Raw genomic sequence first — 15,228 nt, 5'->3', positions numbered from 1 at the left:
CGCCCGGGCACCATACTGACGGTCCATCACACCACCGTCCAGACAGCGTGCGATCAGCTCGGCGGCTCGATCACCAGCCGTACTCCCTGCGTTTCGCCGGACGAGGGCCCGGTCTCCAACAGCAGTTCTCCGGGTTCCACGGCGAGGCCCAGGTCCCTGGTGACGGAGGCGAGGGTGTCGGCGTCGATCGCGAACACGGCGTCGGCCTCCTCTCCCGGCCGCAGATCGAGGCGGTCGAAGCCGCGGAGCTCGCGTACGCGGGGCCACGAGGAGCCGCCCGACAGCCGGCGCACATAGAGCTGGACCGTCTCGCGCACCGGACGCTCACCCGTGTTGCGCACGGTGACCCGGCAGATGAGCGTCGGGTCGTCCGGGGTCAGCCGGGCGCGCGAGAGCCGTGGCGGCGCGTAGGCGACCGTGGTGTACGAAAGGCCGTGGCCGAAGGCGTAGCGGGCGGTGGCGGGCTGGTCCACATAGCCGCGGTACCGGTGGTCCTTGGCGTTGTAGAACACCGGCAGCTGCGCGGCCGACCTGGGTATGGACACCGGCAGCCGCCCCTCGGGCCCCGCCGTGCCGAACAGTACGTCGGCGACGGCCCGTCCGCCCCACGGACCGGGGTACCAGGCGCTCAGCACCGCCGCGGCCGTGCCGGAGAGGTCCGGCAGGGCGTGCGGACGGCCCTGGACGAGGACCACGACGACCGGCACACCGGTGGCCGCCACCGCGTCCAGGAGCCCCAACTGCCCATCGGGCAGGCGCAGTTCGGCCAGATCTACACCCTCGCCACAGGTCATACCGGCGGGGTTGGCCGAGCTCACGACGGCGGCGCCGTTGGTGTCGAAGGTGGTGTCGCCGGACCGGGCGCTGGACCCGCCCAGGACGAGCACCGCGATGTCCGCCGCTGCCGCCAGCGCGACCGCCTCCGGGACACCGGAGAGGTCGCCGCCGACCAGTTCGCACCCCGGCGCGTAGGTGACCTCGGTGTCCGGCGGGGCGGCCGCCCGGATGCCGTCCAGGACCGTGACGTGGCGGGAGCCGGGGCGCTGTGGCGCGGTGTAGTCGCCGATCTGCTGGGCGATGGAGTCGGCGTTCGGGCCGAGGACCGCGATCCGGCGGGCCGAGGGTGTCAGCGGCAGGACTCCCCCGTCGTTGGCGAGCAGGGTGATGGACGCGCGGGCCACGCGTTCACTCAGCGCACGCGGGTCGGAGGGCCGGCCCGCGGCAGGTGTGTAGGGCCGCTCGAAGAGGCCCAGGCGGAACTTCAGGGCCAGCACCCGGGCCACGGCCGTGTCCAGGGCCCGCTCCGCGACGAGCCCCTGTGCCACCGCCTCGGCCAGCCGCGGAAAGCAGGCGTCCCAGAGGCTGATGTCGCATCCGGCGTCGAGGGCCAGCGCGCCTGCGGCCACCGGGTCGCCGGTGAGCCGGACCAGCCGGTCGATGGCCCCGCCGTCCGCCATCACGATGCCGTCGAAATCCAGCCGCTCCCTGAGGAGTTCGGTCAGCAGCGGTCGGCTGGCGACGCAGGGCAGACCGTCGAATTCGTTGTAGGCCGCCATCACCCCGGCCGCACCGGCGCGTATCCCGGCACGGGCCGCCGCCAGATGGATCTCGTGAAGTTCACGCGCGCCCAGTTCGGTGGCCGCGCTGTTGCGTCCGCCGACCGTGGCCCCCTGACCGGCGAAGTGTTTGAGCACCACGGCCACGTCGGCCGTGCGCATCCCCCGCACCAGCGCCTCGGTGAGCCGGGCCGCCAGATACGGATCCTCGCCGAAGCACTCCTCCGCGCGGCCCCAGCGCGGGTCTCGCACCAGGTCGAGGGCGGAGACCAGCGCCACATGGCCGCCGCGCGCCCGCACTTCCGCGCCGACCGCGGCCGCCGCCGCCTCGTAGAGCCCGGGGTCCCAGGTGGCGCCCACGGCGAGGTTGACCGGCAGCACGGTGCCGTCCAGGGCCTGGTGGCCGTGCGGAACCTCCTCCACGAACAGCACGGGTATGCCAAGACGGGTGTTCTCCACGACATGCCGCTGTACGTCATCGGCGACCCGCGCCCCGTCCGCCGCCGTGATGCCGTCGGCGAAGCCGACACCGGACCAGGCGTCGGCCCGCTGGAGTCCGTACAGGGCCCCCATCCCGCCGTACGCGGCGACCTCGGCGCGGAAGGCGTCGGTGAGCCGGTGGCCGCTGTGGTTACGGTCGTAGGCGTGCCAGCCGTACATGCGCTGGTTGACCTGGCCGACCTTCTCGGTGAGCGTCATGCGCCCCAGCAGATCGCGGACCCGCTCCGCCACCGGCGCGGTGGGGTCGCGGTAGGGCTGGTCGGTCACGTCAGCTCCAGGACGCGCACACCGTACGGGCCGAGGGTCACATCCGCCGTCGCCGCGCCGGACGCCAGGTCGCGCAGCGTTCCCTCGGCGACGGGGCGGACGGTGACCTCGTCGGGGCTCTGGCTGACCAGCCAGACGAAGCGGCGTCCGTCGTCGTGGACGAGGAGGTCCGCGCCGACGTGGGGGCTGTCGACCGTCACCGTGCGGTGGACCCCGGCCACGTCGGCGAGCGCCGCGTACAGCCGGTGGGTCTCCTCGGGGTTGGCGCGGGCGGTGCGGGCGGCCATGTGTTCCAGGGGGTAGGTGGCCAGGACGGTGCGGCCGCGCCCGGTGTCGCGCACCAGGAGGGCGGGCCGCCCGTGGGCGTCGACGGCCACCACCCGGGCGTCACGCGGGACGACCGGCAGATACGCCCGGCTGTCCTCGTTGCCCGCGACCGGGAAGCGCAGCGAGGTCCCGGCCGTCAGCCCGCCGAAGTCCTCGGTGAACGTCATCTCCAGGACATCGTCCTCGATGGGCTCGGCCACGCCGTAGGAGAGCTGGAGTTCGACGCCGAACAGCCCGTCCAGGTCGTCGAACCACGGGCCGCGGGTCCCCGGGTGCTCACCGGAGCAGAACGAGAGGTAGACGGTGGCGCCCGCGTGGGCGCGGCGTTCGAGCGCACGCCGGGTGCGCGTGGTGAGCTGGCGGGTGGCGGGGAGCAGATACAGGGCCGCGTCACCGGGCAGGCCGTCGGCTTCCCGGGTGAAGCCCACCGGCAGGTCGGCGGCGCGCGTGGCCACATAGCCCTGGTGCAGCGATGTGAAGATCAGCGGCCGGTCGGCGGGCCTGCTGTAGGGGTAGCCGCGCTCCAGGAAGGCGGGTACGACCAGAGCCGCGTCCGCGTCGGCGCGTCGGCAGTGTGCGAAGTCCACGGCCTTCAACACCTCGGCGAAAGCGGCGAGTTCGAGCAGCGGGGCCTTGGGGGCGCCGGTGTGGTCGGTGATGCCGAAGTGCATCTCGAAGGGGTGGTGGTCGTACGGCGAGCGATCCCACAGGTCGTCGTAGTCGGTGTTGTTCCAGGCGATCCAGCCCGTGGCCCCGCCGAGCAGCGAGTTGTGCAGGGTCTGCCGGTAGTAGACCGCCGCGTTCTCATCGGACACGGTGTCCGTGGAGAGCCCGAACTCCTCCAGGACGACGGGCTGTCCGGTGACCGACGCCAGTTCGCATTCGAAGGCGGCGCGCAGGTGCTGACGCGGCCGGTCGGTGTCCGAGCGGTAGACGTGCGGGCCCACGAAGTCCACGTATTCGGCGGTCTCGCGCAGCGAGAAGCCGTTGTCGCGGCCGGTGACCTCGATGCCCCACGCGCCGTCGCCGAGGGAGACGGGCTGGGTGCCGCCGGCCGCCCGTACGGCGTTGCACATGGCCTGCGCCCAGGCGGTCACCACCTCGGAGGAGGGCGGATCCACCTGGTAGATCCGGCCGTAGCCGGGCATCTCATTGGTGATGAGCCAGCCGGTGACCGCGGGGTGGTCCTTGAAGCGGCGGGTCATCTGGGACACGAACCAGGCCTGGCGGCCGACCATCCACACGTCCTCGTAGAGATCGCGGCCGCCGCGCCAGACGGGGTCCCAGTTCTCGCCCGACATGTGGCCGACGATGAAGGTGGGCACCGTGCCCATGCCCGTCTCGGTGTGGGCGTCGAGGAAGTCGCGGAAGTGTTCGCACAGCGTCTCGTCGACGCGGTGGGGCTCTGGATGGAAGTCGGGCCAGTAGAAGAACGACCGGGTCATCGTCAGGCCGTGCTCGCGCAGCACCCGCAGTTCCGCGCGGACCGTCTTCGGGTCGTAGTCGCGCCACATCAGGGGCCCGCCGGTGCGGGACCAGAAGTTGGCGCCGAGCCAGGGCAGGACGGCGGGGTGGTGGGTGAGCTGGGCGCTGTGGCGTCGCATGGTCCTTCTCGGATGTCGGTGGTGCAGGGTGGGGGGTGGCCCGGCACATGGCCGGGGTCGAGGGTTCGGGTGTCGGGGGTTCGGGGGTCGGGGGTTCGGGGGTTCGGGGGTTCGAGTGTCGGGGTCGGCCGTCAGCCAGGGGCGGGTCCGGTGGACTCGCGGACGACCAGCCGCGGCCGGTCGTCGAGCACCGTCTCCTCGACGTCCTCGCCGCAGCGCGCGAGGAGCAGCCGGGCAGCGGCCGCGCCGACCCGCTGCACCTGCTGGTCCACCGTGGTCAGCCGGGGGTGCAGCCAGCGGCCGAGCGGCAGGTTGTCGTAGCCGACGACCGACAGATCGTCGGGGACGCGCAGCCCGGCGCGCTGGGCCGCGCCGATACCGCACATCGCCATCGAGTCGTTGGCGTAGACGATCGCGGTGGCGCGGTCGGCGGCGTCCAGCAGGGCCTGGGTGGCGGCGACGGCGGACACTTCGGTGAAATCGGTGTGCAGGACCGCGTAGGGCCGCAGGCCCGTCTGCCGGAGGGCGGTCTCGAAGACACCGCCGCGCAGCCGGGTGTGCTTCAGGTCGGCGGGGCCCGCCACATAGGCGATCCGCCGGTGTCCGAGCCCGAGCAGATGGCGGACGACCTCCTCGACGGCGGCGGCCTGGTGGCCGAGGCCGACGCGGGGCACGGCGGCGGCCCGGTCGGGGGGACCGAGCAGCACGGCGGGCAGGCCGAGGCGGGCCAGCAGGGCGGGGCGCGGGTCGTCGGCGCGGGCGTCGGTCAGGACGGCGCCGTCGACGCGGCCCTCGGCCGCGAGGCGTTTGTAGAGGGCGTTCTCCTCCTGGGCCCCGGCCACCAGGTGCAGCAGCAGACCGTAGCCGCGCGGGGCCAGTTCGCCCTCGATACCGGTGATCAGCTCGCTGAAGTGCGGGTCCGCGCCGAGCACATCGGTGGGGCGCCGGACCACGAGGGCGAGGGTGCGGGTGCGGGCGCTGCGCAGGGCGGCGGCGGACGCGCTCGGCGACCAGCCGAGCTCCGTAGCGGTGTCCAGGATGCGCTGCCGGGTGGCCTCCGACAGCCGGCCCTTGTCGTTGAACGCCTGGGACACGGCGGCGGTGGACACCCCGGCGGCGGCCGCCACCTGTTTGATGGTGGGGCGCCGTCCGGGTTTCGCGGCGGTCGTACCCACGCCTTGACCGGCGGTCGTGCTCATACCTTCACCGGCGGTCGTGCTCACGCCTTGACCGCCCCGTTGATGAGCGCCTGCTGCATGCGCTTCTGGAGCACCGTGTAGACGACCCATACGGGGATCAGGGTCAGGACGGTACCGGCGGTGAGGACCCCGTAGTCGGTACCGGTGATGGCCTTGAGGGTGGGCAGGGCCACCTGCACGGTGCGCTGTTCGGGGTCGGGGCCGATGATGATCAGCGAGTACAGGTATTCGTTCCAGAAGGTGAGGAAGTTCAGCAGCAGCACGGTGGCGATACCGGGCAGGCACATCGGTATGTAGATGTGGCGCAGCACCGTGTAGGTGGACGCCCCGTCCATCCGGGCGGCCTCCTCCATCTCCCTGGGGATGGTCCGCATGAACTGCACCAGGATCACCACCGACAGTGGCATCGCCGTCGCGGGCAGGAAGAAGACCATGAACAGCCGGGTGTGGAACAGCCCGGTGGCGGCGGCGAGCAGGAAGGTGGGGAAGAGCGCCGCGAACGTGGGGATCAGGAAGCCCAGCGAGAAGACCTTCTCCATCGCCGAGGCCAGCCGTCCCGTCGAGCGGGCGAGCGCGAACGCCGCGGGCAGCGCCAGCAGCAGGGTCAGCGCCAGGGCCAGGACCGTCACCAGGGCGGAGTTGACGACGGCCGTGCCCAGGTCGGCGCTGTCGTAGGCGGTGCGGAAGTTGCCGAAGCCCAACGACTCGGGCAGTGCGAAGGGATGGGCGAAGATCTCCTCGTTGCTCTTGAACGCGGAGGCGAGGAAGTAGTAGAGCGGCACGATCAGCAGTACCGCGTAGGTCCACACCAGGATGTGCGCGGGCAGCCAGCGCTTGCCGAGTTTCATGGTGAGCCGCCTTAAGGTCAGTAGTTCTGGCGGAACGCGCGGCGGATGGCGAGCAGCCCGACGAGCCCGGCCAGGAAGAGGATGACGCCGACGGTCTGGCTGTAGCCCAGGTCGGCCGCGATGAACGCCTTCTGGTAGACGAGGAACGACAGCGTCGTGGACGAGCTGCCGGGACCGCCCTGGGTGAGCAGCAGCACATGCTGGGCCGAGCCGAAGAGGGTCCACAGGAACTGGAGCATGGTGACGACGCCGACGTAGTCGCGGATCACGGGGAAGTGGATGCGCCACATGGTCCGCCAGTGTCCGGCCCCGTCCAGCTGGGCCGCCTCGCCGAGGTCGTCGGGGACGCTGTCGAGCCGGGCGGCGAACAGGACGGCGGTGAAGCCGATCCCGCTCCACACGTCCAGGGCGATGAGACAGGCCAGGGCCGTGGACGGCGAGGCGAGCCAGGCGTCGGTGAGCGAACCGAGCCCCACCGACTGGAGCGCGCCGTTGGCCAGTCCGTCCGGGGACAGCGCCGCGTAGAACACCATGGCCTTGGCGGGGGTGGAGATCAGGCCGGGGATGAACAGCAGATAGCGGATCACCCGGTGTCCGGGCGGCTTCTGCGCCACGTAGTAGCCCAGCATGTAGGCGCACACGATCATGATCGGCAGTGCCACCGCCAGCTGGACGGCGGTGTTGCGCACCGCGTCCCAGAAGACGGGGTCGTCCAGGACGGTCCGGACGTTGCCGAGTCCGGCGAACGACACCGGCTGGAGCATGCCCGGCCAGTGCAGCGCGGCGATCACGAAGATGGCGATCACCGGGCCGATCATGAAGACCGCGTACCAGACCAGCGCCGGTACGGCGAGGATCGTGCCGCCCTGCCGGGGTGTGCCGGTACGGCCTGTGGTGGCGGGCGGTGCGGGGTGGCGGATCGCGGCCCCGCCCGGGGGCGACGTCAGCGTCGTCATGAGGTGGCTCCCGTGGAGTCGGGCTCGGGAAATGAGCGAACGGGCGGGCGGTTCACGCGGAGCGGTACGCGGTCTCGAGCGCGGCGCGGACCTTCGTGGCGCTGGTGCCGCGGGTGAAGGAGGTGCTGGTCGCGGTGATCAGCGGCTGGGCGGCCGCGGGCGGGACGTACACATCGGGCAGCAGCGCCTGGCTCACCGTCGAGCCCAGCCGCTGGGCCGCAGCGACCAGCGGGAAATCGGTGCTGACGGCGTCGGAGCGGAGCGCCATGTCGCGGCCGCTCTCCTTGATGAACCGGGCGACGGTGTCGGGCCGGTACATGAAGCGCAGGAACTTCTCGACGGCGTCGATCTTCTTGGTGCCGTTCGGGCTGATCCAGAACCCGATCAGGGTGTAGGTGCGCAGGATGGTGGGCTTGTCGTGCGCGGCGCCGTCCGCCAGCGGCCATCCGCCGACCTCAGTGTGCCGGGCCACCTTCGGCGGCACCTTGGCCAGCGCCGAGGACATCGCCGACTCGATCGCCGCGGCCTGCGTGTTGAACTGCGTCATCATCGTGTCCGAGATGAGGCCCTGCGCCTTGTCGGCGAAGACGCCCGCGTCCCGCAGCGTCACGAAGTACTCGATGCCCTCCCGGGCGCCCTTGGCTCCGAAGTCGCCGGTGGAGTAGGCGTGCCGGGCCTCGTCCTCGGTCAGGAAGGTCTGGATGATCTGGGCGAGCAGCTTCTGCCCGGTCCAGTCGTTGCCACCGACGGTCACGGGCGCGATCCCCTTGGCGCGCAGCTTGCGGGCCGCGGCGATCAGCTCGTCGCCCGTGGTGGGTATCGCGTCGACGCCCGCGCGGTCCAGCAGGGCCCGGTTGTAGGCGATCGGCCAGTTGGTGGCGAAGTAGGGGAAGGCGCGCACCCTGCCCTTGGCGTCGGTCCAGTCGGCCAGCGCCTGCGGGAGCACACGCGTCCGCAGCCCCCAGTCGTCCAGATAGCCCTTGACGTCGACGGTGGCGCCGACGTCCGTCCACGCCAGCGTCTTGTCGTAGAGGTTGACCATGACGACGTCCGGCTCCTTGCGGGCCAGCCGCGAGGTCTCGTAGACCTGCGCGAGGTCGTCGCCGTTGATGAGGTTCTTGACCTTGAGTCCCGGATTCTCCTCACGGAACCGGTCGAGGGCCGCGAGGTAGGTGGGCGATCCCGGGGCGGTGGTGCCCAGCTGGCTGTGCACGACGAGCGTATCGGGATCGGAGTCCGCCCCGGTGAGCGCGGAGCAGGCGGAAAGGCCGGGCAGGACGGTCGCGGCGGCGAGGCCGGAACCGGCGGCGAGGAAGCCGCGCCGAGTCAGCGGTGAGTGCACTGCGGGGGTCTCCAACCAGGCGGTTAACGAGTGGTTAATCGATCTACCTCGAGGGTGTGAGGAATGTAGGAGCCACTTCGCCTCCGGTCAAGCCCTTGCCGGGACCGAAAACACACGGGACCCGCGGAACCCCATCCGCCGCGGAGAGCGGATGGGGTGCGGGTCGTCCGTGGCGATGGGCCCGCGATGGCGCGCCCGTGATGGTGCTATTCCCAGGCCAGCCGTACCTGCGCGCCGGGGTCCGCCACCTGCGTCCATGTCTCGGCGATGCGCATGGTCGTCCTGCGCACGCTGTCGTACGGCGGCCAGCCGGGATCGCCCGTCCTCGCGAACCGGATCCAGGTGGCGTGGACCCGAGAGGCGAGGTCGGCGGGCGGCTCGGTCGGGCCGAGGATCGCCTCCGGACCGTGCAGCCGCGCCGGTTCGGTGCGGTCGAAAACGAACGGCAGCTCCATGACGTGCGAGGCGCCGAGCCGGCCGTCCAGCGCCTCCGACCGCCAGCCGAACTCGTAGACGTGGGTACGCGACGAGGGGTGCTGGGCATGGGCGGTCGCGAGCCGCCGGGTGCCCGCGCCGAACAGGGCATCCGTCATGATCGCGGCCCGCAGCTCGCCCGGGGACGCCCCGGGCCGCTCCCGGCGGTAGACCTCCACCAGCTTCTCGGGGGCGGGGTGGGAGCGTGCCGCCGTGGTGTGGACGTCCTCCTCGGTCGAGGACGTGAGGTGGCCCGACGGGGCCAGATAGAGGTTGCCCTCCTCGGCGGTCGTGCCGAGCAGCAGATCGATGCCCGCGCCACGTCCGGCGGCCACGGCCTCGGCCGGCTGCTGGTCCAGGACGAGGCTGAACGCGCTCAGGCCGATCAGCGGGTCGAAGCGCCCGTCGACCACGAGATCGATCCCGGCGAGTTGGGGCATGGCCGCCACGAAGCGCTCGTCGGGGACCGACGCCAGCGCCTCCGCGGTCCCGGTGGTCCCCAGGACGCGGGCGAGGGCCCGGGTGACCCGGCTGGCCTGGGCGCGACTGAACGCCCCCAGGCCGCTGCCGCTCTGGACGATCGCGCGCTGGAAGAGCCCCTCGGCCCGCGGGTCGGCCACCACCGCGCCCACGATGGTGGCGCCCGCCGACTGGCCGAAGAGCGTGACCCGGGACGGGTCGCCCCCGAAGGCCGCGATGTTCTCCCCGACCCAGCGCAGCGCGGCGATCACATCCAGCAGGCCGCGGTTGTCGGGGGCGTCGGGGAGGTGCAGGAAGCCGGGTATCCCGAGCCGGTAGTTGAGGGTGACCAGGACGACGCCGTCCCGGGCGAAGGCGGTGCCGTCGTAGAGCTCGGACCGGGTGGACCCGGCCACGAAGCCGCCGCCGTGCACGAACACCATCACGGGCAGGTCGTCGCGTGTGGTGTCGGGCGTCCAGATGTTCACCGCGAGGTAGTCCTCACCCGGGACCCAGCCCTGTCCGAAGTACGGGGACATGTCGAGGCTGCCGAACGCGTCGCGCCTCGGCTGCGGTGCCGTCGGACCCGCGGCGGTGGCGTCCCGGACCCCGCCCCAGGGCGGGTGCGGCGTCGGCGGGGCGAACCTGGCGGCGCCGCGTGGCGGGGCGGCGTACGGGATGTGCCGGAAGACGGCGGCGTGTTCCTCCTGGCGGCCGCGGACCGCGCCGTGGGAGGTCACGACGACGGGGGCGGTGGGGTGGTTCGTCATGCGTGGTGTGTCTCTTCCTCGGTATCGCTCCGGCCGCCGGTCACAGGCGTGCGAAGGCGGCCCATTCCTTGACGGCGAACGCGCTGCCCTCGCGGCGCACCTCGGCGGCGCCGTGGCCGCCCAGGTGGGCCGGGAAGACCAGGGCGTGTCGATCGGCGGCCCGGCCGAGGACCCGGCGGCGGGTGGCACGGGATTCCGCCGGGTCCTCGCAGAAGCAGCTGTTGGTGTCGGGATCCGCGATCTGCACCGGGCTGTGCAGCAGATCCCCCACGAAGAGCGCGCGGTCGCCCCGGGAATCGAGAGCGAGCACGGAGGATCCCGGTGTGTGTCCGGGGGCCAGCTCCAGACGGAGATTGGCGTCGATATCGAGGCTGCCGTCCCACAGCAGCGCCTTGCCCGCTTCCCGGATGGGGGCGACGGAATCCTCGAAGACATTCTGATTGCCCCTGCCGAGCAGCGGCTTGTGCTCATTCTCCGGATTCCAGAACTCGAAGTCGCGCTCGGGGATGAGATACGTGGCGTTCGGGAAGGTCGGCACCCACTGCCGACCGTCGAGACGGGTGTTCCAGCCCACGTGGTCGACGTGCAGATGGGTGTTGACCACGATGTCGACGTCCTCCGGCCGCACCCCGGCCCTGGCGAGATTCCCCAGGAAGTCGGTGTTCAGATAGCTCCACACCGGTGCGTAGGGCCGGTGTTTGTGGTTGCCCACCCCGGTGTCCACGAGAATGGTCTTGCCCTCACTGCGCAGGACCCAGGTCTGGATCGCGGAGCGCACGTTGTCGGTGCCGGGGTCGTAGAAGTCCGGGACCAGCCAGGAGGCGTTGTCCTCCCAGACCTCCTCGGGGCTTTCCGGAAAGAAGGTCCGGGGCGTCAGGTCGACGGATCCGAAGTATTCCTCGACGCGTGTGACGGTGACGTCGCCCAGGGTTATCCGCTGCATGGATGTTCGCTTGTTCATGAGAAGTCCGATTCGCAGCAGAATCCTCGTCGGGGTGGGTCATGGGCGGTGTCCGTCACCTGACTGCACTCGCCGACGGAGGCGGGCAGCGCGACCGATAACACATCATCGCGGCACCGAAAACTTATCGGATACTGGCGGGGTGAGATCCTTTGCGCCCTCGATGGCCACACGCGCACATCGAAGAGTCACAGGTCAGAACCGGAGCGCCATCGGCACCAGCGAGGATTTCTACCGGAATCATTCCGGAAGAAGCGTTGACGTTGCGTCAGCCGCGCAGCATACTCCGCATCGATCGTTGCCCATCGGCACACCACTGCCACCCGCCCCCGAAGAAGGGACAGCAATGGTCATCGATTCCCGTAAGGCCCGTCAGGAGCGCGGAGATCGCCGTCCTCGGTTACCCGTCCGAAGGGCGTTCAGCCTCGGTGTCGTCGGCCTCCTCACCGCGGCCGGTGTCCTGGCCCTCTCCGGTCCCGCCAGCGCCGCGAGCACCCTCGGCGGCGCGGCGGCGGCCAAGGGCCGCTACTTCGGCGCCGCCGTGGCCGCCAACCACCTCGGCGAATCCCCGTACGCCAGCACGCTGGACACCGAGTTCAACGCCGTCACCCCCGAGAACGAGATGAAGTGGGACGCCGTCGAAAGCTCCCGCAACTCGTTCAACTTCGGCAGCGCCGACCAGATCGTCGGCCACGCCCAGGGCAAGGGCATGAAGATCCGCGGCCACACCCTGGTCTGGCACTCCCAACTCCCCGGCTGGGTGGGCGGTTTGAACGCCACCGAGCTGCGTTCGGCGATGAACAACCACATCACCAAGGTGATGCAGCACTACCAGGGCAAGATCTACGCCTGGGACGTGGTCAACGAGGCGTTCCAGGACGGCAACAGCGGTGCGCGGCGCAGTTCGCCGTTCCAGGACAAGCTCGGCGACGGCTTCATCGAGGAGGCGTTCCGCACCGCGCGTGCGGCCGACCCCGGCGCCAAGCTCTGCTACAACGACTACAACACCGACGGCCAGAACGCGAAGAGCAACGCCGTCTACAACATGGTGAAGGACTTCAAGGCGCGCGGTGTGCCGATCGACTGCGTCGGCTTCCAGTCGCACTTCAACAGCCAGTCCCCGGTCCCCGGTGACTACCAGCAGAACCTCCAGCGCTTCGCCGACCTCGGCGTCGATGTGCAGATCACCGAGTTGGACATCGAGGGCTCCGGCTCGGCCCAGGCCGACAGCTACCGCCGTGTCACCCAGGCGTGTCTGGCCGTGTCCCGCTGCACCGGCATCACCGTATGGGGGGTCACCGACAAGTACTCATGGCGCGCCAGTGGCACCCCGCTGCTGTTCGACGACAACTACGCCAAGAAGCCCGCGTACACCGCGGTGCTCACCGCGCTGGGCGGTACCAGCGGTGGCGGCGGAGACGGTGGTGGCGGCATGTCGTGCACCGCGTCGTACTCCGAGACGCAGCGGTGGGGCGACCGTTTCAACGGCAAGGTGACGGTGACGGCCGGATCCTCCGCCATCAGCGGCTGGACGGTGACGGTGACCGTGCGTTCCGCGCAGAGCGTCTCCACGACCTGGAACGGAACTCCCAGCTGGGACAGCAGCGGCAAGGTCATGACGATGCGCCCCAACGGCAACGGCAGCCTGGGCGCCGGGGCGGCCACCAGCTTCGGCTTCACGGTCATGGCGAACGGGGACTGGTCGGCCCCCACCGTCGGCTCGTGCACCGCCTCGTAGCCGACCGGCAGGGGAACCACACCACACCCGCACTCCAGGAGGGACCATGACCGGACGCGGAAAGGCCATGGCAAGACGAGCTGGAAGAAGAAGCACCCGGAGAGCGCGGCGGTTCGCACTCGTCGCCGCGGCCACGGCCGCCCTCGCGGGGTTCTCCGCCGCCCCGTCGCCCGCGGCCACGCACGGCGCGGCGCACACCGAGCGGGCCTGGGCCAACTGCCCCAATGGGTACGTGGGTCTGACGTACGACGACGGGCCCAACCCGGGGTCGACGCAGGCGCTGCTCAACGCCCTGCGGGCGGGTGGCGCGAAGGCCACCTTCTTCATCTGGGGGCAGCACGCCGACCAGTATCCGGACCTGCTCAGGGCCGAGCAGGCGGCGGGTATGTGGATCGCCAATCACACCACCTCACACCCCCATCTCACCCAGATCGGCGAACCGGCGGCGTACAACGAGATCGCGGGCGCCCAGAACACCATCAAGCGCATCACCGGCCAGACGCCTACGCTGTTCCGGCCGCCATACGGGGAGACCAACGCGCAGGTCAGGGCCGATGAGGCCCGTCTCGGGCTGACCGAGGTGCTGTGGAGCGTGGACTCCCAGGACTGGAACGGGGCCGGCACTCAGCAGATCGTCCAGGCCGCCGCCACCATGCGGGCGGGCGGCATCATCCTCATGCACGACGGCGGATACCAGACCACGGTCGCCGCCGTGCCGCAGATCCTCAGCGGGCTCGCGGCACGGGGGCTGTGCCCCGGCAGGATCACGGCCGGGGCGGGTGGCGGCGCGGTCGTCACGGCTCCCTGAGCGCCGTATCCGGCTGACCGCTTCCGGCCACGTCGCGCGGCAGCGGCCGCGGATCCGCCCCGGCCTCCGCCGCGCCACCGGCGCCCCCGTGTTCGCCACCGCGGTAGGCGGTGCGCGACGGGGGCGCCGGCAACAGGCGCTGGAGCAGCGGGCCGGTCATCATCGTGGTGACCACGGCCATGGCCACCATCACGGTGAAGACGCGGCCGTCGATGACACCGAGGCCCAGGCCCACGTTGAGCAGGACGAGTTCGGTGAGCCCGCGCGCGTTCATCAGCACGCCGAGGGTGATGGCCTGCCGTGGAGTGGCCCCGGTGAGCCGGGCGGCGGCCGCGGCGCCGATGAACTTGCCCGCGCAGGCCGCGACGAGCACGGCGAGCAGCATGGCCAGGCCCTGGCCGCCGAGTCCCCGGAAGTTGACGGACAGCCCGGTGACGGTGAAGAAGACCGGGAGCAGCAGCAGGCTCGACTGCTCGATGCGCGCGGGCGCCTCCGGGGCGTGGGCCTCGAGCAGGCGACGCGGTACGACGGCGCCGAAGACGAAGGCGCCGAACACGGTGTGCAGTCCCATCGCGTCGGTGGCCCAGGCCGACAGCAGCAGGCCGCTGAAGACCACGCCCTGGACCACTGTGCTGTCCCGGTTCCAGGCCCCCTCGGCCGCCAGCAGCCGGTGCAGCGCGGGTTTGACCACGTACAGCATGCCGAGGACGAAGAGGGCGGACAGCAGCACCATCCGGGCGAGCGGCCAGGAGCCGTCGGCGTTCACCACGACGACCACGACGGCGAGGATGCCCCACGCCAGCAGGTCCTGGAGGGCGGCGCAGGCGAGCGCCATGGTACCGATGCGCTCCCGGGCCAGACCGTGGTCGGTCAGGATGCGGGCGAGTACCGGGAAGGCCGTGATGGACATGGCCGCGCCCAGGAACAGCGCCGGGCCGAGCGGCCCCATCCGCCCCCGCTCGGTGAGGCCCCAGGACGCGAAGGCGACGGCAAGGCCCGTGCCCAGGGCGAACGGCAGGGCGACTGAGCTGAGCGAGACCGACACCACCTGACGGCCCCGGCCGCGCAGTTGCGCCACGTCGAGGTGGTATCCCACCCCGAACATGAAGAGTACGAGGCCCAGTTGGGCCAGCAGCTGGAGGAAGGGGCGGGCCTGGTCCGGGAACAGGACCGCGGTCGGATTCCCGGGCAGCAGCCCCAGCAGACTGGGCCCCAGCATCAGACCGGCGGCGATTTCCCCCAGCACCGCCGGCTGCCGCAGCCGCTGGGCGATCCGCCCGCAGACGACGGCCGCGGGCACGACCACGGCAAGGCCGATCAGCACATCACGGATGGTCTCTTCCAGCTCGCCGCCACTCATGGCCATGGCCCTCCCCCGTCATCGGTTCCGCCCAGTGTCGGGGAGCCAACTCCCATAC

At 71.2% G+C, this 15,228-nt stretch carries 11 protein-coding genes; 2 read left to right on the top strand and 9 right to left on the bottom strand.

Annotated elements, in window-relative coordinates:
- Positions 1-53 precede the first annotated feature (53 nt).
- From ACJX2R_RS41495 to ACJX2R_RS41460, 8 genes are all read right to left on the bottom strand, one after another.
- Positions 54-2,324: a glycoside hydrolase family 3 N-terminal domain-containing protein gene (locus ACJX2R_RS41495; protein WP_413104265.1), complete on the bottom strand. Its 2,271-nt coding sequence runs from the start codon at positions 2,322-2,324 to the stop codon at positions 54-56.
- Positions 2,321-4,255 carry a cellulase family glycosylhydrolase gene (locus ACJX2R_RS41490; RefSeq protein ID WP_413104264.1) on the bottom strand — a complete coding sequence of 645 codons (1,935 nt, stop codon included), beginning with the start codon at positions 4,253-4,255 and terminating at the stop codon, positions 2,321-2,323. Before ACJX2R_RS41490 ends, ACJX2R_RS41495 begins: the two co-directional genes overlap by 4 nt.
- A 131-nt stretch (positions 4,256-4,386) precedes the next feature.
- A complete protein-coding gene (locus ACJX2R_RS41485) occupies positions 4,387-5,454 on the bottom strand; it encodes a LacI family DNA-binding transcriptional regulator (RefSeq protein ID WP_413104263.1) in 1,068 nt (355 codons plus the stop codon).
- Positions 5,455-5,474: 20 nt separating this feature from the next.
- Positions 5,475-6,302, bottom strand: coding sequence for a carbohydrate ABC transporter permease (locus ACJX2R_RS41480; protein WP_086880469.1), 828 nt, complete (start codon positions 6,300-6,302; stop codon positions 5,475-5,477).
- Between the two features lie 17 nt (positions 6,303-6,319).
- Positions 6,320-7,258, bottom strand: a complete 939-nt coding sequence (locus ACJX2R_RS41475) for a carbohydrate ABC transporter permease (protein WP_086880468.1) — start codon at positions 7,256-7,258, stop codon at positions 6,320-6,322.
- 52 nt (positions 7,259-7,310) lie between these two features.
- Positions 7,311-8,600 carry an ABC transporter substrate-binding protein gene (locus tag ACJX2R_RS41470; RefSeq protein WP_413104262.1) on the bottom strand — a complete coding sequence of 430 codons (1,290 nt, stop codon included), beginning with the start codon at positions 8,598-8,600 and terminating at the stop codon, positions 7,311-7,313.
- A gap of 206 nt (positions 8,601-8,806) precedes the next feature.
- Positions 8,807-10,303, bottom strand: a complete 1,497-nt coding sequence (locus ACJX2R_RS41465) for a carboxylesterase/lipase family protein (protein WP_413104261.1) — start codon at positions 10,301-10,303, stop codon at positions 8,807-8,809.
- 40 nt (positions 10,304-10,343) lie between these two features.
- The gene (locus ACJX2R_RS41460) at positions 10,344-11,246 is read right to left on the bottom strand and encodes an MBL fold metallo-hydrolase (protein ID WP_262702578.1); all 903 of its coding nucleotides are present in this window, start codon (positions 11,244-11,246) and stop codon (positions 10,344-10,346) included.
- Positions 11,247-11,610: 364 nt separating this feature from the next.
- Between ACJX2R_RS41460 and ACJX2R_RS41455 the strand changes: the two genes are divergently transcribed.
- On the top strand, positions 11,611-13,002 hold the full coding sequence (locus ACJX2R_RS41455) for an endo-1,4-beta-xylanase (protein WP_413104260.1): 1,392 nt from the start codon (positions 11,611-11,613) through the stop codon (positions 13,000-13,002).
- A 46-nt stretch (positions 13,003-13,048) separates the two neighbouring features.
- On the top strand, positions 13,049-13,810 hold the full coding sequence (locus tag ACJX2R_RS41450) for a polysaccharide deacetylase family protein (protein WP_413104259.1): 762 nt from the start codon (positions 13,049-13,051) through the stop codon (positions 13,808-13,810).
- Here ACJX2R_RS41450 and ACJX2R_RS41445 read toward each other — a convergent pair.
- Positions 13,797-15,170, bottom strand: a complete 1,374-nt coding sequence (locus tag ACJX2R_RS41445) for a cation:proton antiporter (RefSeq protein ID WP_413104258.1) — start codon at positions 15,168-15,170, stop codon at positions 13,797-13,799. The two genes, ACJX2R_RS41450 and ACJX2R_RS41445, sit on opposite strands and share 14 nt — an antisense overlap.
- Between the last annotated feature and the right edge of the window lie 58 nt (positions 15,171-15,228).

It is taken from the genome of Streptomyces sp. Inha503 (assembly GCF_047215865.1).
GTDB lineage: Bacteria > Actinomycetota > Actinomycetes > Streptomycetales > Streptomycetaceae > Streptomyces > Streptomyces lycopersici.
Note: the sequence above shows the minus strand (reverse complement) of the source record. Positions and strands in the feature narration are given on the sequence as shown.